This window comes from Lutimonas halocynthiae (genome assembly GCF_030409835.1).
In the GTDB taxonomy this organism is placed as follows: domain Bacteria; phylum Bacteroidota; class Bacteroidia; order Flavobacteriales; family Flavobacteriaceae; genus Lutimonas; species Lutimonas halocynthiae.
Genome location: NZ_JAUFQO010000001.1, coordinates 441,663 through 468,559, shown reverse-complemented (window position 1 = coordinate 468,559; position 26,897 = coordinate 441,663). Strand labels below are relative to the sequence as shown.

Sequence of the window (26,897 nt, the reverse complement as noted above, 5' to 3'; positions counted from 1 at the left end):
AAATAGAACTTATCATGTCATTATTAAATATCAATCCAACAAGCACAGCTTCCTGGAAAGGACTCCAAGATCATTTTGAAGAAATAAAAGACGTTCAAATGAAGTCTTTATTCCTTGAAGATTCAAATAGAAAAAAGAATATGTCACGCAACTTTGAAGATCTTAATTTTGATTTTTCAAAGAACCGAATGACAAAGGAAACTATGGATCTATTGCTAGATCTTGCAAAAGAATGTAAGCTGGATGACGCGATTGCAAAATATTTTGAAGGCGATAAAATTAACGTTACAGAAAACAGAGCTGTTTTACATACAGCCTTAAGAAATATCAATAATAAGCCCATTCTCGTTGACGGACAAGACATCATGCCTGAGGTTCATCAGACGTTGGAAAAGATCAAGGGCTTTACAAATCAGGTAGTTTCAGGTGAATTCAAAGGATATAGTGGAAAAGCTTTTACCGATGTAGTCAATATTGGTATTGGAGGTTCTGACCTAGGTCCTAATATGGTTGTTGAAGGACTTCATTATTATAAAAACCATCTTAAGACGCATTTTGTTTCTAATATTGATGGTGATCATGTAATGGAAGTTATAAAAGAACTAGATCCTGAGACGACCCTATTCGTCATTGTATCTAAAACTTTTACTACTCAGGAAACCCTTACCAATGCTGAAACTATTAAAAAATGGTTTCTTAAATCGGCTACTGAAGAAGATATCCAACATAATTTTGTTGCGGTTTCTACAAACCTCGATAAAGTCAAAGGCTTCGGAATTGCAGAAGAAAATATATTCACCATGTGGAATTGGGTCGGTGGTCGCTACTCATTGTGGAGCGCTGTGGGGCTTTCAATCAGCTTGGCGGTAGGTTTTGATAATTTCAAGAAGTTTCTTGACGGCGCCTATGCAATGGATGAGCATTTTAAAAACACTGAATTTGAGGATAACATTCCTGTAATAATGGCCGTTATCAGCATTTGGTATAATAATTTCTTTGGCTCAGAATCTGAAGTAGTTATTCCTTATACCCAATACTTAGAAAAACTCGCTCCTTTTTTACAACAACTTTCAATGGAAAGTAACGGTAAATCAGTTGATCGAAACGGTGATAAAGTAACATACCAAACTGGTAATATCATTTGGGGAAATAGTGGAACAAACGTGCAGCACGCTTTTATGCAACTGGTGCACCAAGGGACTAAATTGATCCCCGTAGATTTTATAGGATTTGAAGAATCTTTATATGGTAATGTTGATCATCATCAAAAACTGATGGCCAATTTCTATGCACAAGCAGAAGCACTTTATGCAGGAAAAACAGCTGAGGAAGTACATCTTGATATGAAATTTACAGGTGACGTTCAGAAGATTAATGCCTTGTTACCCTTTAAGGTTTTCGATGGAAATCGACCTTCTAATGCTTTTTTAATGAAAAAATTAAGCCCTCGAAGTCTTGGAGCCTTGATTTCTTCATATGAGCACAAGACTTTTGTTCAAGGAATTATTTGGAATATTTATAGTTTTGACCAATTTGGTGTGGAATTAGGCAAAGAATTAGCAAATAAATTATTGATTAAGTAATTCACTGATTACCGGTTAATTTAGTGTTAATTTATGTTAAAATAAATCACAATTTTTTAACAAAGCTTTTGGTTTTTTATATTAGTTTTGCAGCAGTTATTAACTCAAATTAAACTACTTATGAATACCTTTCAAAAGTTTTTGACTGTTGTTGTATTTTTAATGACCACAGTTATTTATTCTCAGACTACAGTTAGCGGAACTGTTGTTGATGCCAATGGACCTGTTCCAGGGGCGAATGTTTTAGAAAAAGGAACGCCTAATGGTTCTTCAACTGATTTTGATGGAAATTTTTCCATTGAAGTTCAAGAAGGAGAAGGCGTCTTGGAAATTTCTTTTGTTGGAATGATTACAACAAAATTTGCATTTACTGCTACTAGTGGGCAGAATATCGATGCAGGAACAATCACTTTATCTAGTGATGCCAATGTCTTAGATGAAGTTGTTATTACTGGAACTATTGACCTTGCTAAAGATCGTGAAACTCCTGTTGCTGTTTCTACAATTAAAGCGATTGACATTCAGCAAAATTTAGGAACTCAAGAACTTCCTGAAATCTTAAACTTAACTCCTTCTGTATATGCTACCAAACAAGGTGGTGGTTGGGGTGATTCAAGAATTAATATTCGTGGATTTGATCAAGCCAACACTGCGGTAATGATCAACGGTCAACCGGTAAACGACATGGAAAATGGTTGGGTATACTGGTCTAACTGGGCTGGTTTAGCCGATGTGACTACAACGATGCAAGTTCAACGTGGTCTTGGTTCTTCAAAATTAGCAATCTCAGCTGTTGGTGGAACAATTAACATTGTTACAAAAACTTCTACAGCGCGCCAAGGAGGAACTTTCGCAACAACTTTTGGGAATGACAATTCTATGAAAGTATTAGGTTCTTACAATACTGGATTAATGAAAAGCGGGTTCTCTGCAAGTGTATTGATCAGCCATTCACAAGGTGATGGTTATGTAGATGGAACAAAATACCAAGGGAACAACTATTTCATTGGATTAGGTTATAAAATAAATGATAAGCATGACCTGCAATTTATTTTTACTGGTGCTCCACAATGGCACCATCAAAAAAGTTTTGCACCTTCTATAGCTGATCACCAATTATATCAGAAAAACGGACCTGATCCGGATGCAACAACACCAAACGGAAAATATAATGGTGACTGGGGTATGTTAGATGGAAAAGAATATAGTTTCAGAAGAAACTTTTACCACAAACCTGTAATGTCTTTGAACTGGGAATGGGTTCTTAATGAAAAAATGAGATTATCTACTGTAGTTTATGGCTCTTGGGGTCGTGGTGGTGGAACCGGTGAAATAGGTAGAATCAATGGTAAACGTCAGTTTCAGTTAAAAACACCTGCTGGGTTAATTCCTGTTGATAATATTGCAGCTTGGAACAGTGGTGAATCAGTAAATGGTTTTGGTGATGACAGAACTCAATTCAACGGTGCTTTTTCAAACACTGGTAACAATGGTCACCCTGATGGCGGTGGTAGAAATGGATCAGACAACGGTATCTCAAGAAGAGCGTCTATGAACTCTCATAACTGGTACGGATCAATCATTAACTTCCATGATGATATCAATGAAAATTGGAGTTTTGACGTTGGAGCTGATCTAAGAACTTATAAAGGGATTCACTATAGAACTGTAAATGACGTATTAGGAGCTGATAATTATATCGATTATGACAATATCAATGACAGACCAAACGTAATTGAGCCTGAAGATTTTGTAGAGGCTTCACCAAATTGGAATCCATGGGATGACATTGATAGTCAAGAAAAGATTGACTACTATAATGATGGTCTTGTAAACTGGACTGGTTTATTTGGACAAGTTGAATACACTAATGAAAAAATCTCTGCTTTTGTTCAAGGATCTTTCTCAAATCAAGGTTTCCAAAGAGTTGAATATTTCAATGAAACTCCTGAAAATCAAAAATCTGAAAAAGAAAATATGGCTGGTGGAAACATTAAAGGTGGTATCAACTATAATATCAATGACAACCATAATGTATTTTTTAATACAGGTTACTATTCTAAGCAACCTAAGTTTGATGCAGTATTCATCAACTTTGGTAACAATTTGAATCCAGATCTAGTAAATGAAAAAATTATTGGCTTGGAATTAGGATATGGATACAGAAGTGCAAAATTCTCTGCAAATGCCAACATTTACAGAACAGAATGGGCTGACAGATTCGAATCTGATGGAGTAAACATTCCTATCCCAGATCCTGATAACCCAGGAGAAACGATTGATTTCAGAGGTACGGCGAACTATCAAGGAGTTAAACAAGTGCACACTGGTTTTGAAGTTGATTTTGTCTACAAAATTCTTGACAATTTAGACATTACTGGTATGGCTTCATTTGGTAACTGGGAATATGTAGGTGATGCTGATGCCACAATTTTTAACGAAAGTCAGGAACAAGTTGGTACCGCAACATTATATTTAGATGGAGTAAAAGTAGGTGATGCAGCTCAAACGACTGCTGCACTTGGTTTAAACTATAGATTCCTTAAAGGATTTAGAGCTGGTTTAAACTGGAGAACTGCAAGTAATTTGTATGCTGATTTCAATGTTACGGATTTCGATGATCCTGTTAACAATGGTGCGCTTAAGCTACCTTCTTTTAATCTTGTTGATGCTAGATTAGCATACAACTGGGAACTTAAAGGAAGTAAATCACTTGAATTCAGTGTAAATGTAAATAACGTTTTTGACGAATTATATATTTCAGAATCTGAAACAAATTATTTCGAAGGAGACAGAAGTGCCACAGGTCAACAATGGAAAGGTGTAGACACTGGAAACAGAGTATTTTTTGGTTGGGGTAGATCTTGGAATTCTGCTATAAGATTCAGATTCTAAGAAACTGTTTCTTTAAATATTATAAAACCTACACTTTGAAATGTTTTAAAGTGTAGGTTTTTTTTTTTGATTACTTTTACCAGACTAATAAAAATAATTTATCATGATTAAAATGTTACATTCAGGCTGGGCCTATATTACACTGATCATACTGATCTTTGCTGTGGTAAATGCCATTATCGGCCTTAATTCTAAAAAAGAGTTTACAGATAAAGACCTCAGAATTTCTTTATTTACACTTATTGTTGCTCACATACAATTGATTATTGGGTTTATTGCATTTTTTGTATCTGCTCAGTTCGAATATGTTCTTGACAATGGAATGGGTGCTGCAATGAAAGAACCAGCAATCAGATTATTCGTTGTAGAACATCCACTAATGATGATCCTAGCGATAACATTAATCACTATGGGTTTTTCCAAGCATAAAAAACAAAATACCGATAAGGGCAAATTTAAGACCATTGCTTTGTACTATGGTCTTGGCCTGTTATTTGTTTTGAGCAGGATCCCATGGAGTCAATGGCTTTCATTCTAAGAATATCCCTTTACTAATTTAAGGAGCTTTTTTATGACCTATTTTTTAAAAATAATATCATATCCTTTATCGGTTCTTCATTACCTGGTTTTTGGATTATTGCTCCTGATTTTTCATCCTATTCAATGGGTTTGTTTTAATATATTCGGCAGAAAAGCACATAGGGCAAGTGTGATTATTATGAATATTGGAATAACCTGGAGTTTGTTTTTTTTATTCTCGAGAATCAAATTCATCAATAAGTATGAGATTCCTAAGGATGCTCCCTTAATTATTGTATCAAATCATCAAAGTACCTATGATATCCCACCGATGTATAGGTACTTTTCAAAAAACTTTCCAAACTTTGTTTCCAAAAAAGAATTGGGCAAAGGAATCCCAAGCGTCTCTTATAATTTAAGACATGGAGACAATGTCTTGATCGACAGAAGCGATCGGAGACAAGCGATCAGTACCTTGATGGAATTTGGGGAGAAAATAGAAAAAGAAAATCTTACAGCAGTGATTTTCCCGGAAGGAACAAGAAGTAAAATTGCGATTCCAAAACCTTTCCGAGAAAGCGGCTTAAAAATGATGGTCAAAAAAGCACCATCATCTTATATCATCCCGTTGTCTATTAATAATTCCTGGAGGTTGGTCCGCAAAGGATCTTTTCCCTTAGGTGTTGGAATTAAAGTTACCATGGAGGCCCATGAACCCATCAAGTCAGATTCAATGTCTTTTGAAGCACTATTTGAAAAAACTGAGGGAGCAATAAAAGAAGCCCTACAAAAATTAAATCCGAATAGTTAATCCTGTTTTATTTCAAAGCGATCCCTGTCATCCAAAAAGCTAAATTTATCTCTTACAGATGCGATATGCGCTTTTTCTAAGGTGGCGTAGTAAATTGCTTCTTGAGACGGCTTAGATGCCATGAGCGACGCTCCCATTGCGTCATATGCCGAAGTATGGCCAACATAAACAAGTTTGTTGTTATCAACTCCTACTCTATTGACACCCGCCACATAACAAAGGTTCTCTATAGCCCTTGCTTTTAAAAGGGTATCCCATGCCAGCATTCGCGCATCGGGCCAATTGGCCACATAGATAAGCAAATCGATTTCTTCGGTGTTTCTGGACCAAACAGGAAACCTGAGATCATAACATATCAAAGGGCAGATTTTAAACCCTTTATAATTAATTATAAGCCGTTCTTCTCCGGCGGTAAAAACAGCATCTTCCCCAGCAAAAGAGAACAAATGACGCTTATCATACGATTCTGTCTTTCCTTCTGGGAAAGCAGCGATCAAACGGTTATAATATGTGCCTGATTCAACAATCAATAAGCTCCCTATCACCAGGCTCTGTTTCTCTTTGGCATGTGCCCGCATCCATTTTACAGCTTTTCCGTCCATGGCCTCTGCTACCCCTTCAGCTTCCATAGTAAAACCAGTTGAAAACAATTCAGGCAAAATAATTACATCTACAGAGTTGTCAATCTTATCCATCTTAATTGAAAGATGTGCCAGGCTGGCGTCAATATCTTGCCAGGTATTATCTGTTTGAACTAAACCTAACTTTAAAGAACCTTCTTTCGTATGCATCATTATTTATCGAGATATTAAAAATCTTTATTTCATAAACTGTTTAAAACTTCCGCTCCCTTTAACAAGGTTTCATCACTTTTGGCAAAGCAAAATCTCAATGCTTTATGGTCCAATTTATTTCCATAAAATACAGAAATTGGGATGGAGGCTATCTTATGTTCTTTTGTCCAACGCTTTGCAAGTTGCACATCATTTTCATCACTGATTTTATCATATCTTAACAATTGAAAATAGGTGCCTGCTGAAGGTTCAAATGAAAACTTAGAATCTTTGATTGCATCCAAAAACAAGTCCCTCTTTTTTTGAAAAAAATCAGGTAAAACCAAATAGTTATCCTTGTTCTTAAGATAAATCGCCAATGCCTTTTGAACAGGATGGTTTACGCTAAAAACATTGTACTGGTGCACCTTTCTGAATTCTGTCATCAAAGCGGCTGGTCCGGCGCAATAGCCCATTTTCCAACCTGTATTGTGAAATGTCTTACCAAAAGAGGCAACTAAAAAACTTCGTTCAGCCAATCCTGGAAAACGAGCAATACTTTGGTGCTGCAATCCATCATAGATCAGGTGTTCATAAACCTCGTCACTTAAAACTATAACATTGGTGTCTTTTATCAAAGATTCAAGCACCATCATATCATCTTTTGACATGACCGTTCCTGTAGGATTATGAGGTGTGTTGATTATGATCATTTTTGTGCGATCACTAATCGAGTTCTTAACTTTATTCCAATCTATTTTAAAATCAGGAGATTTTAACTCGATCTCAATAACCTTGCCTCCATTCAATTCAATTGCTGGCTGATAACAGTCATAAGCCGGAGCAAAGATGATTACCTCATCATTTTCTTTCACAAGGGCCGTTATAATGGTGAAAATCGCCTGAGTAGCTCCAGCCGTAACTGTAATTTCAGTTTCAGGATGGTATACGGCTCCATACATCGATGCTATCTTTTCAGAAATCACTTCTCTTAATGAATAGATTCCTGGCATTGGCGCATACTGGTTAAAGCCATTCTTCATAGCCTCACTAACCAGGTTTATCAACTCAGATGAAGTAGGGAAATCCGGATAGCCTTGTGACAAATTAATGGCTTTTTCTTCATGGGCAAGTTTGCTCATTACAGCAAAAATACTTGTTGAAGCGTCTGGTAATTTTGAAGAAATGTGGTTCTGAAAGGTTGGCATTATAAAAGTTCATTTAATATTGACACTAAATTACCGTTTTTTGATATAATCCCTTCTTAATTCTGCTAATTATACCACCTAATTTGATGATTAATATAATTCTTAATACAGTGTTTACTTTTATGATTTCATGACATAAGTGAGCCCCTGACTTAAGTCAGGGGCTCGCAGAATAAAAAAACCCTTCAAAATTGAAGGGTTTTACTTTTATATAAGAAACAACTAAACGTTGTTTATGCCGTGATCTAAATACTGGCTTTTAAGTATTCTCTGTTCATTCTGGCAATATTCTCAAGCGAAATGTCTTTCGGGCATTCTACTTCACAAGCACCAGTATTGGTACAGTTTCCAAAGCCTTCTTCATCCATTTGTTTTACCATGTTTAGCACACGATCTCTAGCTTCTACCTTACCTTGAGGTAATAATGCGAATTGAGAAACTTTAGCGCCAACAAACAACATGGCTGATGAATTTTTACAAGAGGCAACACAAGCTCCACAACCAATGCAGGCTGCAGCATCCATTGAAAGATCTGCATCGAGTTTAGGAATAGGAATTGAATTGGCATCTTGGGTATTCCCTGAAGTATTCACTGAAATATAAGCACCTGCTTGTTGAATTCTCTCAAAAGCAGTTCTGTCTACAATTAAATCTTTGATTACCGGGAAAGCCTTGGCTCTCCATGGCTCGATATAAATAGTATCTCCATCATTAAACATTCTCATGTGTAACTGACAAGTTGTAATACCTCTGTCTGGTCCGTGTGGCTCTCCATTGATATGCAATGAACAAGTACCACAAATTCCTTCTCTACAGTCATGATCAAAAGCGACAGGGTCTTCATCTTTGGCAACCAAACTTTCATTTAACACATCCATCATTTCTAAAAATGACATATGCTCTGAAATATCGGTTACTTTGTAATCCACCAAACGCCCCTTATCTTGCGGCCCGTTTTGTCTCCAAATTTTTAACGTTAAATTCATAATGTCTCTCTATTTATACGAACGTGTTTTCAATTCAATATCTTTAAACTCTAGCTCTTCTTTATGCAAAATGGCTTCACTTGGTTTTCCGGTGTATTCCCAGGCTGCCACATATGCATGGTTCTTGTCATCTCGCTTAGCCTCGCCATCTTCGGTAGTGTGTTCTTCTCTAAAATGACCTCCACAAGACTCTTCTCTTTCCAAAGCATCTTTAGCGAACAATTCTCCAAGTTCCAAGAAGTCTGCTACCCTACCTGCTTTTTCTAATTCAGGATTCAACTCATTCAATTCACCAGTAACCTTGACGTTCTTCCAGAAGTCTTCTCTAATATCATGGATTTCTTGAATAGCTTCTTTCAGGCCTTTGGCGTTTCGTGCCATTCCAACCTTATCCCACATCACTTTTCCAAGTTTTTTATGGTAATAATCTACCGTATGGGTTCCTTTATTATTAATGAAGAATTCTAATCTTTCTTTTACATCCTTTTCAACTTCGTCAAATTCTGGACTATCTGTTGGGATTTTACCAGTTTGAATATCATCAGACAAGTAATCACCTATTGTATAAGGCAAAACAAAATATCCATCAGCCAGCCCCTGCATCAAAGCAGAAGCACCAAGCCTGTTGGCTCCGTGATCGGAGAAATTAGCCTCTCCAATACAGTATAGCCCTGGAACTGTGGTCATCAGGTTATAATCAACCCAAACACCACCCATAGTATAGTGAGTAGCTGGATAAATCATCATAGGCGTTACATATGGATTCTCATCAATGATCTTTTCATACATCTGGAATAAGTTACCATACTTGGCCTCAATAATAGCCGCCCCTAATTCAGTGATTTTTTCTTTTGAAGGATTTGCAATGTGTTTGATCTTGGCTTGTTCACTTCCGTATCTTTCAATCGCAGCAGCAAAGTCAAGGTATACTGCTTCTCCTGTTGCATTTACTCCAAAACCTGCATCACATCTCTCTTTGGCCGCTCTTGAAGCAACATCACGAGGTACAAGGTTACCAAATGCAGGATACCTTCTTTCCAAAAAGTAATCTCTGTCTTCTTCGGCAATTTGAATTGGTTTCATTTTTCCCTCTTGAATCGCTTTCGCGTCTTCAATTTTACCAGGCACCCAAATTCTACCATCATTTCTCAGCGATTCTGACATCAGCGTCAACTTTGACTGATAATCTCCCGATCTTGGAATACAAGTAGGATGGATTTGTGTAAAACACGGGTTAGCAAAATAAGCTCCTTTCTTATGTATTTTCCAGGCAGCTGTAGCATTTGATCCCATAGCATTGGTAGAGAGGAAATAAACGTTTCCGTATCCTCCAGTACCAATAACAACAGCATGTGCACTATGTCTTTCTATCTCTCCGGTAATAAGGTTTCTGGCAATGATTCCTCTGGCCTTTCCATCCACAATCACAACATCCAACATCTCATGTCTGTTGAACATCTCAATCTTACCACGGGCAATCTGTCTGTTCATGGCTGAATAAGCACCTAACAACAATTGTTGGCCCGTCTGACCTTTGGCATAAAAAGTTCTTGAAACCAACACACCACCAAAAGACCTGTTGTCTAATAATCCACCATAATCTCTTGCAAAAGGTACTCCCTGAGCAACACATTGGTCAATAATGTTTCCTGAAACTTCAGCTAATCTGTGAACGTTAGCCTCTCTTGAGCGATAATCGCCTCCTTTTACTGTATCATAAAAAAGACGGTAATTAGAATCACCATCTCCCATATAATTTTTAGCAGCATTGATTCCTCCCTGAGCAGCAATTGAATGTGCCCGTCTAGGAGAATCCTGGTATGCAAATGCTTTTACATTATAGCCTAATTCGGCAAGTGTGGCCGCTGCAGCACCACCGGCTAATCCGGTACCTACTACAATAATGTCTATATTTCTTTTATTCGCTGGATTAACCAGATCGATATTATCCTTGTATGTTGTCCATTTATCTTTTATTGGACCCTTTGGTACTTTAGAGTTTAACTTAGTCATAAATGAATAGATTAATGGTTAAAATGATGATATAAAGCAATGATGATAAAACCAAATGGAATAACAAATGAATAGAATTTACCAAATGACTTTAACGCCGGAGTGTATTTATTGTTGAATCCAACCGACTGAAAAGCTGATTGAAACCCGTGCAACAGGTGCAAGGCCAATAATACAAATGCGATTACATAAGCTCCTACCCTTAACGGATTTACAAATTTATGCTGTAATTCTCCGAAGTATCTATTTGGATCTTCTGGAAGTACCTCAATATACTTATGGTTTAATTCCGGAAACCAAAAGTCAATAAAGTGCAACACTATAAAGGCTAAAATTACCAAACCTGAATAGATCATGTTACGAGACATCCAACTTGAATTGGCTGCTCCATTGTACTTTACGTATTGGACACCCCTTGCTTTTTTGTTTTTCCATTCCAAAATAAAACCCATTACAAAATGAAAAACCACTCCGAAAATAAGGACTGGCTGTAAGGCAAATTGTATGAGAGGGTTGGTTCCCATAAAATGGGACAATTGATTAAACGTATTCTCACTAAACAGAGAGGTAATATTTACCGCCAAATGAATTATTAGAAAGAAAATTAAGAAAAGTGCCGACAAGGCCATAGCGACCTTTCTTGCGATTGATGAAGATAAAAATCCGCTCATTTTACTTGATTTATAAAATAGAGAACAAATATACCAATTACAATAATTTTTTAGGCCTTATTTGACGTGATTATTTTATATACCTTAACATTCTTATATTTACAGCTGACAAAAACAAATAATCCATGCCGGATACTAAAAAACATACATTAAACCCTGATAAGTGGGTCGAATTGTATGCTGATTACTTATACAATTATGCTGTTACCAGAGTTGACGGTCAAGAACTTGCCAAAGATTTGGTGCAGGAAACTTTTTTCTCTGGAATCAAAGGGAAAGACAACTTTCGTGGGCAAGCTGCTGAACGTACTTGGTTGGTTTCAATTTTGAAACGTAAAATCATTGACCATTATCGCAAGATCAATTCGGCTAAAGGTCAAAAAGAGGTTCGCATGAACTTTTATGAAGACGGCGATAAAAAGGGACGATGGATTGAAGAGCGGGTACCTCAAAATTGGGGAAATGATGCGGATAAGGATATTGAGAATGACGAACTTAAAAGTGCATTAGAAGGGTGTATCCAAAGTTTACCAGAAAAATACAGAATTGTTTTTATGCTTAAAACTGTTCAAAATTATGAGACAGAAGAAATTTGTAATGAACTTGATATAACGCCGTCAAATCTATGGGTAATAATACATAGGGCTAGGATTCAACTTAGAAATTGCATGGAACAAAAGTGGTTTAAAAATTAAAGAAGGGTTATGGGATTTATAATTAATTGCGACGAGGCTACAACAATTTGTGACAAGAATCAATACGGAGAGGCCAGCATCTACGATAAAATTAGACTAAATTTTCACCTGCTAATGTGTAAGTTTTGCATGAGTTACACAAAACAGAACAATATCATGACACAGATTTTTGGGAAAAATTTGAACCCCTGTAGCGGGTCAGAGCAGTTAAGTGACGATGAGAAAAAAGAAATTGACAAAAACGTTCATAAGGAACTGGAAAAACATTAAATAAAATCAACAAAATTGTGCAAACGGTATTGAATATTCAATACCGTTTTTTTTTATCTTTGATGGTAGATCGTAAAGTCTTACCATGCAAGAAAAAAAAGGACTCTTTAAAAGTTCAGTCAGCAGAAAAAATATGATGGCCATCTCTGGTCTTTTCATTAGCTTTTTTTTAGTTATCCATCTATTAGGAAACCTTATACTGATAATTCCCGATTCATTCTTTCCCATTGAGTTTTGGGGAAATGTGGCAAATGCACATGATATGTATAATGCCTACTCACATTTTCTGGTTCATTTCTGGCCAGTTTCAATCATCGCATGGATTCTTTATGCAGCAATCATTATTCATATTGTTGACGCCATTATTATCACCAATCAAAATCGAAAATCAAAAGGCGACAATTACGTCGTAGCCGATAAGGCCTCAAGTACGTGGTATGCAAGAAACATGGGTATTCTTGGAACCATTCTTGCCGGTTTTATTGTGATTCATATGGCCCAGTTTTGGCTGAAATACAAAGTTCTGGAGGTTGAAGAAGATCTCTATGACCTAGTTGTTGAAACTTTTAAAGTAGGGTGGTTTGTTATTCTCTATGTTATCAGTATCGTCGCAATGGGTTTTCATTTAATTCATGGTATAAAAAGCGCCCATACTTCATTGGGCTTACATCAGAAAAGAGTTGTAAAATTTGTTGAAATTTTTGCGCTTTGGTTTAGTGTTATCTTGACACTATTATACGCTATCATTCCAATTATTATTTATTTTAAAGAAATTTAAACTATGGCCTTAAATGCTAAAAATCCTGATGGTCCTTTAAAAGACAAGTGGCAAAATTATTTGGCCCACAACAAGTTAATCAATCCCGCCAATAGGAAAAAACTAGATATAATTGTTGTGGGAGGCGGCCTGGCAGGCGGAGGGGCTGCAGCTTCACTAGCTGAATTAGGTTATAATGTTAAAGTTTTCTTCTTTCAAGACAGCGCGAGAAGGGCGCATTCTGTAGCCGCTCAAGGAGGGGTAAATGCCGCCAAGAATTACAAGAACGATGGCGATAATGTTTATAGAATGTTTTATGATACGATTAAAGGAGGAGATTTTCGATCTAGGGAATCTAACGTATACAGAATGGCAGAATGTTCTACCAAGCTAATTGATCATATGGTGGCTCAAGGCGTTCCTTTTGGCCGAGAGTACAGTGGCTATTTAAGCAATAGGTCTTTTGGTGGTGTGTTGGTTTCAAGAACCTTTTATGCCAGAGGTCAGACCGGACAGCAGCTTTTGTTGGCAACCTACCAAGCCATGATGAAGCAGGTTAAAGTTGGAAAATTAAAACAATATGAACGACGTGAAATCCTGGATTTTGTAATCATTGATGGAAAAACGCGGGGAATTATTGCCCGAAACCTTGTTACCGGTGAGATAGAGCGCCATGCAGCTCATGCAGTTGTTCTTGGAACAGGGGGCTATGGAAAGTTATTTTACTTATCCACGCTGGCAATGAATTCTAACGGATCTGCTACATGGAAAGCCCATAAAAAAGGCGCCTTTTTTGCGAATCCTTCCTGGACTCAAATTCACCCAACCGCCTTACCCCAGTCTGGTGAACATCAATCTAAACTGACTTTGATGTCTGAATCTCTTAGAAATGATGGTAGAATTTGGGTTCCTAAAGACCCCGATGAATCAAGAAAACCTATCGATATACCAGAAGATGAAAGAGACTATTATTTAGAACGAAGATATCCGGCCTTTGGAAACCTTGTTCCAAGAGATGTTGCCTCTAGAGCGGCCAAAGAAAGAATAGACGCAGGATATGGAGTTGGACCATTAAAAAACGCAGTCTATCTCGATTTTAAAACAGCGATCAACAACCTAGGTAAAGACGCTATAACAGAACGTTATGGAAATCTATTTTCGATGTATGAAAAAATAACTGGAATAAATGCCTACAACGAACCTATGAAAATATCACCTGCAGCTCATTTTTCAATGGGTGGCTTATGGGTCGATTATGAATTGCAAACTACCTTGCCCGGTGTATTCGCGGTTGGAGAGGCTAATTTTGCAGATCATGGTGCCAACAGGCTTGGCGCCAATTCTCTCCTTCAGGCATCTGTTGATGGAAATTTTATACTCCCAAACACGATTTCAAATTACTTAAGTGAGGATATAAATAGCGAAAAAATTTCCGTTGATAGCCCTGAATTTGAGGAGGTTGAAAATCAAGTTAAAGAACAGATCAATAAGATTTTAAGTATAAAAGGCAATGTTGCAGTTGATCAAATCCATCGAAAGTTAGGTCAAATAATGTTTAAGGAAGTAGCGATGTCTAGAAATGAAAAAGGACTTTTATGGGCTATTGAAGAAATAAAAAAATTGCGTCAAGAATTTTGGACAAATGTTGCGGTATCAGGTGATGCTGATGGGCCTAATTCCGAATTAGAAAAAGCTGGTCGATTAGCTGATTATCTGGAGATAGCTGAATTAATGGCAATTGATGCATTAGATAGAAAAGAAAGCTGTGGCGCTCACTTCAGAGAAGAATATCAAACTGCTGATGGGGAAGCCTTAAGAGATGATAAGAATTACATGTATTCATCAGCCTGGGAGTGGCAAGATGAAAGCAAATGGAAATTGAATAAAGAACATTTGGTATTTGAAGATGTCGAAATAGCTGTTCGGTCTTATAAGTAAGTTAATAGACACGAGCCACAAATGAACAATAATTAAAATTTAAAACGAAATGAAGCTTACCCTTAAAATATGGAGGCAAAAAAATGCCGAAAGTAAAGGTAATTTAGAATCTTATGAGCTCGATGGTTTAAACGAAGACATGGCTTTTTTAGAACTTTTGGACCTTCTAAATGAAAAATTATCGGTTAAAGGAGAGCCTGCGATTGAATTTGATCATGATTGTCGCGAAGGTATTTGTGGTCAATGCTCTCTTGTAATTAATGGTAAGGCTCATGGGCCAGGTGCTCATTATACAACTTGTCAAACTCATTTAAGATCATTTAAAGATGGTGATATTTTAGTTGTTGAACCTTTTAGAGCAGCTTCCTTTAAGATCATTAGAGACTTGAAGGTAGACAGAAGTTCATTCGATAAAATCATACAGGCTGGAGGATATATTTCTTCATTCACTGGAATGGCTCCTGAAGCGAACAGCATACCAGTTCATCATGATATTTCTACATCAGCAATGGATAGTGCGGCATGTATTGGTTGTGGGGCTTGTGTTGCGGTTTGTAAGAATTCATCCGCTGCCCTGTTCTTATCTGCAAAAGTTTCACATCTTGTCAAACTGCCACAAGGAAAATTGGAAAGAGCAGAGCGAGTAGTTGCTATGGTCAATGTACATGACGAGGAAGGATTCGGAAGTTGCACTAATACAGGTGCCTGCGCTATTGTTTGCCCGCAAGAAATACCTTTAATTGATATTGCCCGAATGAACTATGAATATAATCGATCTAAGATGCTTATTGGTGAATAATAAGGATTCAAAGCCTTGTTTTTAAACGATCTCCTTCATCTGAAATTCAATCATATTATTTATCTTTAATGTAAATCAAAACAAGCATCAAATTTTCTCTATAGATCATTTTGCTATTTGAACAAACGAGACTTTTTCTCTGATATTATGGATTATATTGATACTATTAGGCCTTTCGCCCTGATTGCTTATTATGTCTTTATCAGCTTTATTATCATCATCGTCATTCTTGATAATAAAAGGCCTGAAAAATCTTTTGCCTATATTTTTTTGATTCTCTTAGTTCCTGTTGGGGGGGTAATTATTTATCTGCTCTTTGGGGCCCAATATCAAAAAAAGAAAATACTGACCAAAAAGCGTTATTTTGATAAGGTTTATTTGAATCAGATCAACGAAATAAATAAAGTCTCGCCTATACGAAACCCAAAATCTTCCTATGGAAAGTTACCCACTCTTTTCTACAATATTGAACAGGTAAATTTTACTAAAAATAACAATATTGAGGTTCTAAATAATGGAGAGGAAAAGTTTCCTAAACTAATTAAAGAGCTCCAAAAGGCTCAAAAAAGCATACACTTAGATTACTATATCATAAAAGATGATGTGATTGGGAATAAAATTTTTGACCTTCTTTGTGAAAAAGCAAAGGCAGGGGTTCTTGTTAAAATTATTTATGACGATGTAGGTAGCTCTATCAGTAGAAGTGGATTAAACAAACTTAAGTCAGCTGGAGTACAGGTCTTTCCGTATATGCCTGTTCTTTTTTCAAGGCTTGCTTATAAGGCTAATTATAGAAACCACAGAAAAATTGTAGTCATTGACAATGAAACTGGATTTCTAGGAGGGATCAATATCAAAGACAAATATATAAACCCAAATAAGCAAGGATTGTTTTGGAGGGATACCCATATCATGATAAAAGGAGAAGCCGTTATAGACTTACAATTTCTTTTTATCAGCGATTGGTATTTTGTTAGCGGTCAAAAAATAGACCTTAATGAGGTTCGTTACGAAAACAAACATCGGGTAACGAATCAGATCCCTACTAGTATTTTAGGGAGTGATTATGGAAAGAACAACCAAACAATTATGGAAGCCTTTTTTGGAATGATCACCAGTGCGCGTGAAGAGATTCTGATTACCACGCCATATTTTATTCCAGATGAGTCAATTTTTAATGCTTTGAAAATAACCTCTAAAAGTGGGGTAAAGATCAAGCTTATCATCCCTGAAAAAACAGATATTCGAACAGCCTTTTACGCCTCTCAAACTTATCTTAAGGGCCTTCTTTTAAGCGGTGTTGAAGTCTATTTTTATACTAAAGGAATGATGCATTCTAAAACCATGATCATCGATTCACTTATCAGTACAGTTGGCAGCACGAATATGGATCAAAGAAGCTTTAGTTTGAACGCTGAAGTCAATGCCTTTATACATGACAAAGAATTTGCCGAAAAGCTTAGATTCAATTTTGAAGAGGATCTCAAAGATTGTTATAAATTGCGACTTGAAGATCTCAAAAACAGACCTTGGTATATTAAAGTCTTGTGCTCCGTTGCAAGACTGATCGCACCGATACTTTAATTTAAGACTATGAATTTTTTACCCGAAAATATAGATCAATACGCTTCTGATCATTCTCAGAAAGAACCAGAACTTCTCCGGGAACTATTTAATGAAACCTGGCAAAAAGCATTAGTGCCAAGAATGATCAGTGGTCATTTTCAAGGAAGGATATTGTCAATGGTCTCAAAACTAATCAAGCCTAAATCAATTTTAGAAATAGGGACTTATACTGGGTATTCAGCGCTTTGCCTGGCAGAAGGCTTACAAAAAGGTGGTATGCTGCATACCATTGATCACAACGAGGAGCTCTATGATTTCCAGCGGAAATACTTTGACCGTTCAAATTATAAGGACCAAATAAAACAATATGTAGGAGAAGGTCTTGAAGTTATTAATAACATAGAAGGGCCCTTTGATCTCGTATTTATCGATGCGGATAAGGCCAATTATGGAAATTACTTCAAAGCTATCATTGATAAAATGAATCCGGGTGGAGTGATCTTATCAGACAATGTTTTATGGAGCGGTAAAGTGACCGAAACGCCAAAACCCAAAGATGTAGACACTATTGCGCTCATTGCTTATAACAAGATGATGAACGAAGATATACGATTAGAAACTGTATTGCTTCCCATCAGAGATGGATTGACTATTAGTCGGGTGAAATAATGCTGTATTTTGCATAATTATAACCCAGCGCATCATACCTTTTAACCATACTTTGAAGTCTGCTATGAAAGCTTTCCCAGTCTCTTGATTCTTTTGATGACCAAACTACTTCAGAAAGTGCTGTCATTCTTGGTAATACTTTGTATTCAACAATATCATACGTTGGCATATATTCTGTCCAGACATTACCCTGAGCCCCTAAAATAAACTTAGCTTCTTCATTAGTCAATCCTTCAGGAATGGGTTCATAGTTATATACTTTTTCAACAGTAGTAAACCTGACACTCCCTGTAATCGGTTCTTCAATTCTTTTCTCTTCCGCCTCTTGGTAATAATCAAAATAGCAATGCGTTCCGGGTGTCATGATGACGTTATGACCCTGTTTAGCCGCTGCGATACCTCCATCAATTCCTCTCCATGACATAACCGTTGCGTTAGGTGCTAATCCTCCTTCAAGAATTTCGTCCCAGCCAATAATATCCCTGCCATTCGCATTTAAAAATTTCTCTATTCGGGCTATAAAATAACTTTGAAGCTCGTGTTCGTCTTTCAAGCCTTCTCGCTTAATCACTTCCTGGGCATAAGCACTTTTTTCCCATTCATCTTTCAAGGCCTCATCGCCTCCAATATGGATAAACTTACTAGGAAACAAGCCGATAACTTCAGTAAGGATATCCTCTAGAAAGGCAAAAGTCTCTTCTGTTGGTGCATAAATTTCCTTGAATATGCCCCATCTTTTAGCTACCTCATAAGGTCCTTTGGTATTACCAAATTCTGGATATGCGGCTAAAGCTGCTGACGAATGTCCAGGGAGTTCAATTTCAGGTATGATTGTGATATGTTGCTTTCCGGCATAAGCGACCACTTCTTTTATTTCCTCCTGAGTATAAAATCCTCCATAAGGAATTGTATCATATGTATAGGGTGCATTCCTGGTTCCTGCAAGCCCAATTGCAGTTCCCTTTCTATAGGCACCAATTTCAGTTAACCTAGGATACTTTTTAATTTCTATTCTCCAGCCCTGATCTTCAGTTAAGTGCCAGTGAAAAGTGTTCATTTTATGCATGGCAATTAAGTCAATGTATTTCTTTACATCGCTCACCGGGAAAAAATGTCTTCCTACATCGAGGTGCATCCCTCTATAAGAAAACCTCGGACTGTCTCTGATCTCCACCGCAGGAATGGTCAATTCCTTAATCTTAGTTTGACGCGATTCAATATCAATAGGCATTAACTGCCTCAAGGATTGAATTCCATAAAAAATACCTTGGGCCGTCTTTCCTGAAATAATTATCCGCTCAAAACTAACAGATAAAACATATCCTTCATCATTTTTGATTGAAGCATCCAATTCTAATTTGACATTCCCCTTTTCTTCAGTCTCTTTTGAAATACCTACATCAAACCCTGTTGCCCCTTCGAGAAGGTCCGAAAGATAGGAAGCTTCATTATGCAGGCTTTCTTCAGCAATAATTTTAGTAGCTGAATTGAGTAAAAATCGCCCTTGTTGCATGCTAAGATATTCAGGCTGCGGAATAATTTGATAGTCATGTGATTCGTTCGACATATCTTGATATTTATTCGAACAACTACAAAAGCAAACAAGGCCTACTAAAACAAATAAGTTTTTCATCAATACGTTTTTGAGAGCCTAAAAATAAACAAATAGATCAGCTTCTGATCATGGTAAGAACCATTTTAAATTTTTCTACCGCAGTTAGTGCATGAGATATGTTAGCAGGCATGATAATCGATTCACCCGTTTTTAGCAGGTGTGATGTCCCGCCAATTGTGATGTCAACTTTACCGTCAACTACCATAACCAGGGCATCAAAAGGAGTTGTGTGTTCACTTAGTCCTTCACCCTTATCAAAAGCAAACAAGCTAATATTTCCTGTTTGTTTTTTAAGTATATGCTTACTTACAACAGCCTTATCCGCATAGGCAATGCTATTGTCAAATGAAAATTTCATTCCCTTTTCAAATTCATTTTTTCCCATTTTTTATAATTTATTATTGCCAGTTACTACTTTTTTTTCATCAAAGCTCTTTTTTAAAAGCTCGCTATGGTCGTCAAGAAATTCATCAATTTCATCAATAAATTCCTGATTCTTTTTCTTTCTGTTGATCGTTGCATGAATCATTACAGACCCTTCATCATTGTCATATCCAATTGTTATTGTCCATGCCAAGGCATTTGGACATTCGAGTAATGCAAATCGCAATCCTCCTTTTATAACTGTTCTTTGAAGTGTGAATTCTCCCCATAAACTCCCAATATGAGCTTCATTCTTATTGATTAACTCCAATAAAAAAAGTTCATTACTCATTGATTCCAAATTGTGAAAATCGAAACGTTTTTGAATTTCATTTTCTTCAGTTTTCACTTCAAGCACTCTAAAGAATTCCATTATTTACTAATTTTAAATACCACAAATTATAGTGGCAATATTAATCTATAAGAATAGTATAGATACCTCTTTGCTGATCGAGTTCATATTCAGCATTATCGATCCTTATTTCATTGTATTTGGTGAAATTACAGCAATCTTCAGATATTCTTTCACTGTCTACATATAAGTTTAATATGGTTTCATCACCTACTTTTAATACTACTTCTGCAATTTCACTATCCCAACCTATAGATCCTATTTGAATGATATTCAGGTCGTTTTCTGAAATAAATACAAATTCTCTTCGAGAATTGTCACTTACATTTAGTACCTCAATATCATTCGAATCGTAACTGCCATTGGTAAATAAATTTTCGCCCGTGTCTTTGTCAACGAGCTCAAAAGCAAATGGCATCGGAGGTGTGAAACACAATACGTCTTCACAATCTTTATCATCACATGCTTGAGAGGATAGCAAAATCATCACAGCAATTAAGAGCAGCTTTTTTCTCATAGTAAATCTTAAGGTTAAATTTAGACGGCAAAATTAATCAGATTCTTTCAAATCTATTGTGAGAATTGTCATGAAAACCCAATGAAATAAGTTCTGTCTATTCGTTAACGTGTATAATCGTTTCTAAACCAATCTTATACAAGCGGCTTAGTCCATTATCATACTTATTAAGCTCCATTAAAAGACCTTCTGTGCTGTTAAAAACAGTTCCTGGTTTAATGCTGCTTCTTTTACTAGTGAAGTATAAGGTCTTTGTTTTTATGTCTACAAAAGGGCAATAATCTATTTTATCAGAATTTATAACTGATCCAAAATTTACTGCCTTTCGCCATGACAAATTCCTTTCTCGATGGCTTATATATAAATCACCACTTCCAAGGCCATCACTTCTGTTATAGCCACTAAAAATAAGAAAGGATTCTGACGGTGAGATATAGGCATTAAATTCATATCCCTCTGAGTTTATTGATTCCCCAAGTGGTTTTGGTTCATCATATGCTTTTCCGTTCCAAAGGCTAACAAAAATATCATCCTTGCCCAAAGAGCTTGGCCTATCAGATGTAAAATAAAGGTTCTTATTTGCAGCAACCGAAGGATAGAATTCATTTTGATTTGAATTAACCGGTAGGCCTAAATTGACAGGCTCACTCCAAACATCCTCAGTACTCCCCCTTTCAACATACCAAATGTCATAATCTTTCTTTTCTTCTTTTCCGTTATTTTTAGGTCTTGATGAGGCAAAATACAACCTGAGATTATCAGGAGATAAAAAGGGCTCAAGGTCATGGTATTTGCCAGAAAAAGAAACTATTTGAGGCTTAGTCCAGTCATTTTCAAGCTTCCTAATACTTGCAATCAAGGATAATTCTCCATGAAGACTTTGTATAGAAAAATAGGCCTCATCTCCTTCAGTAGAAAGTGTGAAATCTCGTATGCCAGGGTATTCTGCTAATGCCGGAAAAGCAGGTTGAACAATGTCATTGTTCTGTGCCTGACCAAAAACCCCGCTGAACATAAAAAGCAAATATAAAAATGGGTATTTCATTTGTAGTACTGTTCATAGATTTTAGGCAGGATATTCAATTTCTTAATGGTAATTTCCTTGTAAAAAACCTCAGCCGCTTCACTTTGAAGCTGAATTTTTCCTTTTTGCATTGGAATCTTTTTACCGTCTTCTACATATCTTGAATTTTGTAATATCATGACTACTTCGCCATTTACAATGTGAATACTTTTGTTTTCAAAACAAATGAGTTCTAAGGTATTCCAATCCCCATGAGGCTTTTCAAAATTGGCACTGCGCATACAATAGCCTTGTACCTCCTCCCCTCTGCCCAAGGTCAAAAAAGGTTGACTTTTATCTGCCACCGGATTCATAATATACTCCGGTAAATAAGCCCTGATATCAATAGCCGAATTGGCCTGGCTCCAAAAATCACCCATGTGCCCTTGCATCACCTGAAATTCCTGAGAGAGCATCCAAGACCTCCAGCTTTCTGCTCCATACGGACCGATAGAATGATATAAAACCCCTGAATCTTTTAATAATTTCTTTCGAGGATGCCATTTGATATCGCCCCATTTTACCTGAAGTTTCAAGTGGTAATTTTCAAATTCCGATTTGGTCGCCACACAACCATAAATTTCTCCACTGATACGAAGAACTGGCTGCCCATCCTCTTCGATCACCGTGAAAACATCAAATCCTTCTTTATTAAGACCTATGGGCGACAGATCATTCCCTTCAGCGTCTTTAGGGATCTCCCCTTTATATCCTTCAGGATAGGCATAACTCAAATAAATATCCCATTGAGACAAATCCTTATCTAATAAATTGATTGATAAATTTTGACCATAATGAAATGAAAAGCTAAAAATAAATAGAAGAAATATGTAAAATTTAGTCATTATGAAAAATGGTTTTTGAGGGATATATATTGTTTATGTATGGTCTTCAGTAATTTTTTTGGTAGAAAGAAAAGGACTTCTCAACTGATATAAAAATGATTGCTTTTCAGGCCCGACAAATTCTTTCAGTCCATATTTTATTTCTGAGACCGGTTTGAATTTAAAAGTTCCAAATAGCTTGTCCCAAATAATAAAAATAGTCCCATAATTAGAATCCGTATAGTATTGATCTTGCTCATGATGTACTTTGTGGTAATTGGGCGTTACAAAAAGCCAGCCAAAGCCACGATCAACCCACGCAGGAAACTCGATACTCGTATGGTGTAAAATGAATAATGGAACAAGGATAAAGAAAAAGATACTCATTGACATAATGTCAATTCCAAATAAAACAGAAATTATCAATTCTCCAATTAAAAAGTAGATTAGCTCTGTAGGAAATGTTCTTAGGCTGGTACTGGCATCCATATGGGTATCACTATGATGCACCCGATGTTGCCTCCAAAGAAGCGGTGATTTATGATCTAGTATGTGGAACCAATAGTCTGCAAAATCTATTAAAAATACACCTAGCGTAATCTTAAGCCAGTAGGGCATGTCGATCAGATTGAACAAGCCAAAATTATTTGCTTCAATCCAACTAAAGGTGCTTACAGCCATCCACCCTAAAATTGACCCAATAGCAATGGCTAGGAGCTGAAACAAACCATTATTGATCAGATGGTTAATTTTAGAACCTACGCGTTCGCTGCGGTTAAAAAATGTTTCCAGCATAAAAAACAAAACTAATAGTGCAACCAATATATAATTGGTGTCAAATGCTAAAAGAGTATTGATCGTGTCCATATGGGATTAGTAAAAAAAGCTATAATCTGCGAATCCAAATATTTCTATACTGTGCTTTTGTGCCATGATCTTGCAATGAGATGACATCTTCTTCATGGGCTTCCGTATATTGATGCAGACCAATATAGAGCGTTAAACCGTTTATAGTTGTATTGTTCTGTACCAAGACACCATTGTGTAAAACAGTAATTCTTGCCGGCTCATGCAGTTCTCCATTTTCTTTAAACCTGGGAGCCGTATAAATTACATCATATGTATTCCATTCAAGAGGTGGCTTCATGGCGTTGACTAAAGGAGCATGATCTTTATAAATACTTCCGGCCTGACCATTTCTGTATGTCCGGTTCTGATAAGAATCAAGGACCTGCAATTCATAACGGTTTTGAAAAAAGATACCGCTATTACCTCTACCCTGCCCTGAAAATTCTACCTTATCGGGTGCACTAAATTCAATATGTAACTGACAGTCACCAAATTTCATTTTTGTTTGAATTCCTCCGGCATTGGGCACTACCTCAAAGAATTCTCCTGCAACCAGCTTCCAAGGAGCGGGCTGCTCAGTGTCTTTTTGACTCACCCACTGATCAAGATTGCTCCCATCAAAAAGGATAATTGCATCAGAAGGAGCATCCCCCAGCACCTCAGCAGGGCTAACTACTATAACCTCGGGTTCCCATATTTCAGTCATTTCGGGCTTCATCGGCATGGGTGACTTTTCAGGCGGTGTATTAGGAGCCTCAAACTGAGCAAGTATCGGACCCGCAGAAAAACAAGCTATCATCAAAGAGATCGAGTAATTTTTTAATTTCATGGTTTTTTTAATTATTTAGGTTTCATTCGGTTGTCAATTTCAGTCAATTTTTTTAAAATCAAATGTTATATCTGGTCCACCTCCAGAGATCATCGCGTTAAGTCCTGTTTTGGATTTTTTATAACTAATTATTTTAGGAAATTCATTTTCAGGGTTTTCACATACAAAACCTTCCTTTTCAATTTTGGTAACTGCAAATACTGTTGGTTGCGATTCTCCTTTACCTTTTACTTCAAAATTCCAATTCTTACCAAGTTTTCTAAGTTCAATAGTCTCTTTCCAAATGGTATCTCCCTCTTTCAAGGTACAGCCCATTCCAAGATAGAGTTCCTTAGATGCTTGTTTCCAATGCTCAAAAGTCTGTTTTCCATCTTTCTCATTAACACGCTCCCATGAACCCAGAAGCCATGAAAAACTAGCGTCTTTCGCAAGTTTTGAAGTTTTTATATCCGGGCTCGAAAAAACACTAATAAAAATTAAAGTTAGAAGGGTCAATAATGTTCTCATCTTAGGGGTTTTAGTTGATTTCCCTAAGATAAGAATTTATGTTAATTAGCCTTTGTTGTATTTTACAAAATGACTATTTCTGATACGCACCTGAAGAATATGTCAATTCATAACTATGCGTGTAGATCTCAAAAATAATTCCGAATGGGTCTTCAACATATACCATTTTATAAGGTTTGTCATTTGGATAATACTCTCGAATAGGCATTCTTTGTTTGCCACCATATGCTACAATCTTATCCGTTAATTTTTCAATTTCAGGATCCTGAACACAGAAGTGAAATAGCCCGGTTTTAAAGGGTGAAAACTCTGGTTTTTCATCGCTCATATTAGGAAATGAAAACAGCTCAACCCCAATCCCATCAGAAGTTGACATATGGGCAATCTCAAAGGAACCCCAATTTGATCCAAATACGTCAATACACATTTGGCCAATGGCTGTATCATTTTCTTCCAAAACTTCTGAAGGAGGCATGATCACATACCAACCCATCACTTCTTCATAAAATGTAACCGCTTTGCCAATATCAGGAACCGTGATTCCTATGTGTGAAAATGATTTCGGGTAAGTTTTTTTAGGCATAATTAAGGTTTTAATGTTGTTATTTTTATTGATTTAACTCTACATTGATCATCCAGCTGATGCCAAATTTATCGCTAAGCATCCCGAAATAAGATCCCCAGAAAGTCTTGTTCATAGACATAGTAACGGCTCCTTGTTCAGAAAGTGCTTTAAAAAGTCTGTCGGCTTCTTCTGTGGTATCTGTATGTATTGAAACTGAGAAATTATTCCCTGCATTAAAATCAGAATTCCAGGGCGCCATGGTATCACTTCCCATCAAAATAGTGTCACCTCCTATAGGCAGGGTTACGTGCATTACTTTGTTTTTATCACCCTCCGGTATCGGAGGCATCCCTTCTTGTGGAGGCATGTCTGCAAACCTCCCTAAAAATTGAAATTCCCCGCCAAAAACTGATTTATAAAACTCAAAAGCCGGTTCACAATTTCCATTAAACCTCAGGTAAGTATTAATTGTTGTCATCCTATTCTGATTTATATAATTGTCAAGATTCTTACTAATGATCTGTCTTTTAATAGCGACCTCTCTAAGATACTTTTTTTATTTCAAGGTTTCTTTATTTTCTTATGAACCCATTTTAAAAATAAAATCATACCTATTGAACTAAGTGCGGCGAAACAATTAAAAAATATGTCATTTAAGTCAAAGACTCTTTCAGGAACAAAAAACTGAATTATTTCATCTAAGGTGCCTATTAAACACGTGATCAGAATCGCAAATAATGCAGGTTTAAATGGTTTATCGCTGTTTTTAAGGCGTTCGCTCAAAGCCTGGTATATAAATATAGATAAGACACTATATTCCATTAAATGTGTTCTTTCTGAGAGACCCAATCTCAAAAAAAGCATTAGGTAAACAGCAACCAAACCTATATAAACACCAGTCATATTATTAATTGTTGTTGGTTTCAATCCATGGTAAAGAATCAAAGCCGAAATAAGTATCATGCCCATTAAGAATATGGCAGCTTGAATATTTTGGTTACTTAAAAGATTTAATAATGGTGAGCCGATAAATAATGTTGAAAATATGACGACAAAAACTAAAATGGCCAATAGCCAAAGTAGTTTCTCCAGTTTTGAAGTAAATAGCGTCATTGAATAAGAGAAATTAAATCATTTTTCTTTTACGCCTGGATATCAGGCAGCTAAGCAACAGGCAGCTTATTATCACTTGACATTAAA

The 26,897-nt window shown here is 36.5% G+C and carries 28 protein-coding genes; 11 read left to right on the top strand and 17 right to left on the bottom strand.

Annotated elements, in window-relative coordinates:
- Positions 1-14 precede the first annotated feature (14 nt).
- The 4 genes from pgi to QWY87_RS02080 all read left to right on the top strand — a co-directional run bounded on the left by pgi (position 15) and on the right by QWY87_RS02080 (position 5,808).
- The gene (gene pgi, locus QWY87_RS02095) at positions 15-1,583 is read left to right on the top strand and encodes a glucose-6-phosphate isomerase (RefSeq protein WP_290287722.1); all 1,569 of its coding nucleotides are present in this window, start codon (positions 15-17) and stop codon (positions 1,581-1,583) included.
- Positions 1,584-1,703: 120 nt separating this feature from the next.
- Positions 1,704-4,478, top strand: coding sequence for a TonB-dependent receptor (locus tag QWY87_RS02090; protein WP_290287720.1), 2,775 nt, complete (start codon positions 1,704-1,706; stop codon positions 4,476-4,478).
- Positions 4,479-4,581: 103 nt separating this feature from the next.
- Complete coding sequence (locus QWY87_RS02085) at positions 4,582-5,016, top strand: hypothetical protein (RefSeq protein ID WP_290287718.1); 435 nt, start codon at positions 4,582-4,584, stop codon at positions 5,014-5,016.
- Positions 5,017-5,196: 180 nt separating this feature from the next.
- Positions 5,197-5,808, top strand: coding sequence for a lysophospholipid acyltransferase family protein (locus tag QWY87_RS02080; protein WP_290287717.1), 612 nt, complete (start codon positions 5,197-5,199; stop codon positions 5,806-5,808).
- On the opposite strand, the gene QWY87_RS02075 is transcribed toward QWY87_RS02080, so the two are convergent.
- The 5 genes from QWY87_RS02075 to QWY87_RS02055 all read right to left on the bottom strand — a co-directional run bounded on the left by QWY87_RS02075 (position 5,805) and on the right by QWY87_RS02055 (position 11,459).
- Entirely contained in the window at positions 5,805-6,602 is a 798-nt protein-coding gene (locus QWY87_RS02075; RefSeq protein WP_353959149.1) for an amidohydrolase, read from the bottom strand. The genes QWY87_RS02080 and QWY87_RS02075 overlap by 4 nt on opposite strands.
- A gap of 29 nt (positions 6,603-6,631) precedes the next feature.
- Positions 6,632-7,789 carry a methionine aminotransferase gene (locus QWY87_RS02070; RefSeq protein ID WP_290287716.1) on the bottom strand — a complete coding sequence of 386 codons (1,158 nt, stop codon included), beginning with the start codon at positions 7,787-7,789 and terminating at the stop codon, positions 6,632-6,634.
- A gap of 245 nt (positions 7,790-8,034) precedes the next feature.
- Positions 8,035-8,775: a succinate dehydrogenase/fumarate reductase iron-sulfur subunit gene (locus QWY87_RS02065; protein ID WP_290287715.1), complete on the bottom strand. Its 741-nt coding sequence runs from the start codon at positions 8,773-8,775 to the stop codon at positions 8,035-8,037.
- Between the two features lie 9 nt (positions 8,776-8,784).
- Positions 8,785-10,788, bottom strand: a complete 2,004-nt coding sequence (locus QWY87_RS02060) for a fumarate reductase/succinate dehydrogenase flavoprotein subunit (protein WP_290287713.1) — start codon at positions 10,786-10,788, stop codon at positions 8,785-8,787.
- A gap of 11 nt (positions 10,789-10,799) precedes the next feature.
- Positions 10,800-11,459, bottom strand: a complete 660-nt coding sequence (locus QWY87_RS02055) for a succinate dehydrogenase cytochrome b subunit (RefSeq protein WP_290287712.1) — start codon at positions 11,457-11,459, stop codon at positions 10,800-10,802.
- 125 nt (positions 11,460-11,584) lie between these two features.
- Between QWY87_RS02055 and QWY87_RS02050 the strand changes: the two genes are divergently transcribed.
- From QWY87_RS02050 to QWY87_RS02020, 7 genes are all read left to right on the top strand, one after another.
- Positions 11,585-12,154: a sigma-70 family RNA polymerase sigma factor gene (locus QWY87_RS02050; protein ID WP_290287711.1), complete on the top strand. Its 570-nt coding sequence runs from the start codon at positions 11,585-11,587 to the stop codon at positions 12,152-12,154.
- Between the two features lie 9 nt (positions 12,155-12,163).
- On the top strand, positions 12,164-12,424 hold the full coding sequence (locus QWY87_RS02045; RefSeq protein ID WP_290287710.1) for a hypothetical protein: 261 nt from the start codon (positions 12,164-12,166) through the stop codon (positions 12,422-12,424).
- 85 nt (positions 12,425-12,509) lie between these two features.
- Positions 12,510-13,202: a succinate dehydrogenase/fumarate reductase transmembrane subunit gene (locus QWY87_RS02040; protein ID WP_290287709.1), complete on the top strand. Its 693-nt coding sequence runs from the start codon at positions 12,510-12,512 to the stop codon at positions 13,200-13,202.
- Between the two features lie 3 nt (positions 13,203-13,205).
- Positions 13,206-15,119 carry a fumarate reductase/succinate dehydrogenase flavoprotein subunit gene (locus QWY87_RS02035; RefSeq protein ID WP_290287708.1) on the top strand — a complete coding sequence of 638 codons (1,914 nt, stop codon included), beginning with the start codon at positions 13,206-13,208 and terminating at the stop codon, positions 15,117-15,119.
- Between the two features lie 49 nt (positions 15,120-15,168).
- Positions 15,169-15,918 (top strand): succinate dehydrogenase/fumarate reductase iron-sulfur subunit, encoded by a 750-nt coding sequence (locus tag QWY87_RS02030; protein WP_290287707.1) that lies wholly within the window; start codon positions 15,169-15,171, stop codon positions 15,916-15,918.
- A gap of 117 nt (positions 15,919-16,035) precedes the next feature.
- Positions 16,036-17,502: a cardiolipin synthase gene (cls, locus tag QWY87_RS02025; protein WP_290287706.1), complete on the top strand. Its 1,467-nt coding sequence runs from the start codon at positions 16,036-16,038 to the stop codon at positions 17,500-17,502.
- Between the two features lie 9 nt (positions 17,503-17,511).
- The gene (locus QWY87_RS02020) at positions 17,512-18,153 is read left to right on the top strand and encodes an O-methyltransferase (protein ID WP_290287705.1); all 642 of its coding nucleotides are present in this window, start codon (positions 17,512-17,514) and stop codon (positions 18,151-18,153) included.
- On the opposite strand, the gene QWY87_RS02015 is transcribed toward QWY87_RS02020, so the two are convergent.
- From QWY87_RS02015 to QWY87_RS01960, 12 genes are all read right to left on the bottom strand, one after another.
- Complete coding sequence (locus tag QWY87_RS02015; RefSeq protein WP_290287703.1) at positions 18,137-19,720, bottom strand: beta-N-acetylhexosaminidase; 1,584 nt, start codon at positions 19,718-19,720, stop codon at positions 18,137-18,139. The genes QWY87_RS02020 and QWY87_RS02015 overlap by 17 nt on opposite strands.
- Before the next feature lie 103 nt (positions 19,721-19,823).
- The gene (locus tag QWY87_RS02010) at positions 19,824-20,153 is read right to left on the bottom strand and encodes a cupin domain-containing protein (RefSeq protein WP_290287702.1); all 330 of its coding nucleotides are present in this window, start codon (positions 20,151-20,153) and stop codon (positions 19,824-19,826) included.
- A gap of 3 nt (positions 20,154-20,156) precedes the next feature.
- A complete protein-coding gene (locus tag QWY87_RS02005) occupies positions 20,157-20,564 on the bottom strand; it encodes a hypothetical protein (RefSeq protein ID WP_290287701.1) in 408 nt (135 codons plus the stop codon).
- A gap of 40 nt (positions 20,565-20,604) precedes the next feature.
- On the bottom strand, positions 20,605-21,060 hold the full coding sequence (locus tag QWY87_RS02000) for a hypothetical protein (RefSeq protein WP_290287699.1): 456 nt from the start codon (positions 21,058-21,060) through the stop codon (positions 20,605-20,607).
- A gap of 97 nt (positions 21,061-21,157) precedes the next feature.
- Positions 21,158-22,105, bottom strand: coding sequence for a TolB family protein (locus tag QWY87_RS01995; RefSeq protein WP_290287698.1), 948 nt, complete (start codon positions 22,103-22,105; stop codon positions 21,158-21,160).
- Positions 22,102-22,968: a 3-keto-disaccharide hydrolase gene (locus tag QWY87_RS01990; RefSeq protein ID WP_290287697.1), complete on the bottom strand. Its 867-nt coding sequence runs from the start codon at positions 22,966-22,968 to the stop codon at positions 22,102-22,104. Before QWY87_RS01990 ends, QWY87_RS01995 begins: the two co-directional genes overlap by 4 nt.
- A gap of 33 nt (positions 22,969-23,001) precedes the next feature.
- Complete coding sequence (locus QWY87_RS01985; protein WP_290287696.1) at positions 23,002-23,814, bottom strand: sterol desaturase family protein; 813 nt, start codon at positions 23,812-23,814, stop codon at positions 23,002-23,004.
- A 19-nt stretch (positions 23,815-23,833) separates the two neighbouring features.
- Positions 23,834-24,625: a 3-keto-disaccharide hydrolase gene (locus tag QWY87_RS01980; protein WP_290287695.1), complete on the bottom strand. Its 792-nt coding sequence runs from the start codon at positions 24,623-24,625 to the stop codon at positions 23,834-23,836.
- A gap of 39 nt (positions 24,626-24,664) precedes the next feature.
- A complete protein-coding gene (locus QWY87_RS01975; protein ID WP_290287694.1) occupies positions 24,665-25,132 on the bottom strand; it encodes a DUF6265 family protein in 468 nt (155 codons plus the stop codon).
- A 73-nt stretch (positions 25,133-25,205) separates the two neighbouring features.
- Positions 25,206-25,715: a lactoylglutathione lyase family protein gene (locus QWY87_RS01970; RefSeq protein ID WP_435389482.1), complete on the bottom strand. Its 510-nt coding sequence runs from the start codon at positions 25,713-25,715 to the stop codon at positions 25,206-25,208.
- 25 nt (positions 25,716-25,740) lie between these two features.
- Positions 25,741-26,175: a VOC family protein gene (locus QWY87_RS01965; RefSeq protein WP_290287692.1), complete on the bottom strand. Its 435-nt coding sequence runs from the start codon at positions 26,173-26,175 to the stop codon at positions 25,741-25,743.
- A gap of 83 nt (positions 26,176-26,258) precedes the next feature.
- A complete protein-coding gene (locus QWY87_RS01960) occupies positions 26,259-26,810 on the bottom strand; it encodes a VanZ family protein (RefSeq protein ID WP_290287690.1) in 552 nt (183 codons plus the stop codon).
- Positions 26,811-26,897: the final 87 nt, after the last annotated feature.

Bases quoted from the DNA above. Each gene is read 5' to 3' on its own strand.
- pgi (WP_290287722.1), top strand. From the start codon at position 15: ATGTCATTATTAAATATCAATCCAACAAGCACAGCTTCCTGGAAAGGA.
- QWY87_RS02090 (WP_290287720.1), top strand. From the start codon at position 1,704: ATGAATACCTTTCAAAAGTTTTTGACTGTTGTTGTATTTTTAATGACC.
- QWY87_RS02085 (WP_290287718.1), top strand. From the start codon at position 4,582: ATGATTAAAATGTTACATTCAGGCTGGGCCTATATTACACTGATCATA.
- QWY87_RS02080 (WP_290287717.1), top strand. From the start codon at position 5,197: ATGAATATTGGAATAACCTGGAGTTTGTTTTTTTTATTCTCGAGAATC.
- QWY87_RS02075 (WP_353959149.1), bottom strand. From the start codon at position 6,602: ATGATGCATACGAAAGAAGGTTCTTTAAAGTTAGGTTTAGTTCAAACA.
- QWY87_RS02070 (WP_290287716.1), bottom strand. From the start codon at position 7,789: ATGCCAACCTTTCAGAACCACATTTCTTCAAAATTACCAGACGCTTCA.
- QWY87_RS02065 (WP_290287715.1), bottom strand. From the start codon at position 8,775: ATGAATTTAACGTTAAAAATTTGGAGACAAAACGGGCCGCAAGATAAG.
- QWY87_RS02060 (WP_290287713.1), bottom strand. From the start codon at position 10,788: ATGACTAAGTTAAACTCTAAAGTACCAAAGGGTCCAATAAAAGATAAA.
- QWY87_RS02055 (WP_290287712.1), bottom strand. From the start codon at position 11,459: ATGAGCGGATTTTTATCTTCATCAATCGCAAGAAAGGTCGCTATGGCC.
- QWY87_RS02050 (WP_290287711.1), top strand. From the start codon at position 11,585: ATGCCGGATACTAAAAAACATACATTAAACCCTGATAAGTGGGTCGAA.
- QWY87_RS02045 (WP_290287710.1), top strand. From the start codon at position 12,164: ATGGGATTTATAATTAATTGCGACGAGGCTACAACAATTTGTGACAAG.
- QWY87_RS02040 (WP_290287709.1), top strand. From the start codon at position 12,510: ATGCAAGAAAAAAAAGGACTCTTTAAAAGTTCAGTCAGCAGAAAAAAT.
- QWY87_RS02035 (WP_290287708.1), top strand. From the start codon at position 13,206: ATGGCCTTAAATGCTAAAAATCCTGATGGTCCTTTAAAAGACAAGTGG.
- QWY87_RS02030 (WP_290287707.1), top strand. From the start codon at position 15,169: ATGAAGCTTACCCTTAAAATATGGAGGCAAAAAAATGCCGAAAGTAAA.
- QWY87_RS02020 (WP_290287705.1), top strand. From the start codon at position 17,512: ATGAATTTTTTACCCGAAAATATAGATCAATACGCTTCTGATCATTCT.
- QWY87_RS02015 (WP_290287703.1), bottom strand. From the start codon at position 19,720: ATGTCGAACGAATCACATGACTATCAAATTATTCCGCAGCCTGAATAT.
- QWY87_RS02010 (WP_290287702.1), bottom strand. From the start codon at position 20,153: ATGGGAAAAAATGAATTTGAAAAGGGAATGAAATTTTCATTTGACAAT.
- QWY87_RS02005 (WP_290287701.1), bottom strand. From the start codon at position 20,564: ATGGAATTCTTTAGAGTGCTTGAAGTGAAAACTGAAGAAAATGAAATT.
- QWY87_RS02000 (WP_290287699.1), bottom strand. From the start codon at position 21,060: ATGAGAAAAAAGCTGCTCTTAATTGCTGTGATGATTTTGCTATCCTCT.
- QWY87_RS01995 (WP_290287698.1), bottom strand. From the start codon at position 22,105: ATGAAATACCCATTTTTATATTTGCTTTTTATGTTCAGCGGGGTTTTT.
- QWY87_RS01990 (WP_290287697.1), bottom strand. From the start codon at position 22,968: ATGACTAAATTTTACATATTTCTTCTATTTATTTTTAGCTTTTCATTT.
- QWY87_RS01985 (WP_290287696.1), bottom strand. From the start codon at position 23,814: ATGGACACGATCAATACTCTTTTAGCATTTGACACCAATTATATATTG.
- QWY87_RS01980 (WP_290287695.1), bottom strand. From the start codon at position 24,625: ATGAAATTAAAAAATTACTCGATCTCTTTGATGATAGCTTGTTTTTCT.
- QWY87_RS01975 (WP_290287694.1), bottom strand. From the start codon at position 25,132: ATGAGAACATTATTGACCCTTCTAACTTTAATTTTTATTAGTGTTTTT.
- QWY87_RS01970 (WP_435389482.1), bottom strand. From the start codon at position 25,715: ATGCCTAAAAAAACTTACCCGAAATCATTTTCACACATAGGAATCACG.
- QWY87_RS01965 (WP_290287692.1), bottom strand. From the start codon at position 26,175: ATGACAACAATTAATACTTACCTGAGGTTTAATGGAAATTGTGAACCG.
- QWY87_RS01960 (WP_290287690.1), bottom strand. From the start codon at position 26,810: ATGACGCTATTTACTTCAAAACTGGAGAAACTACTTTGGCTATTGGCC.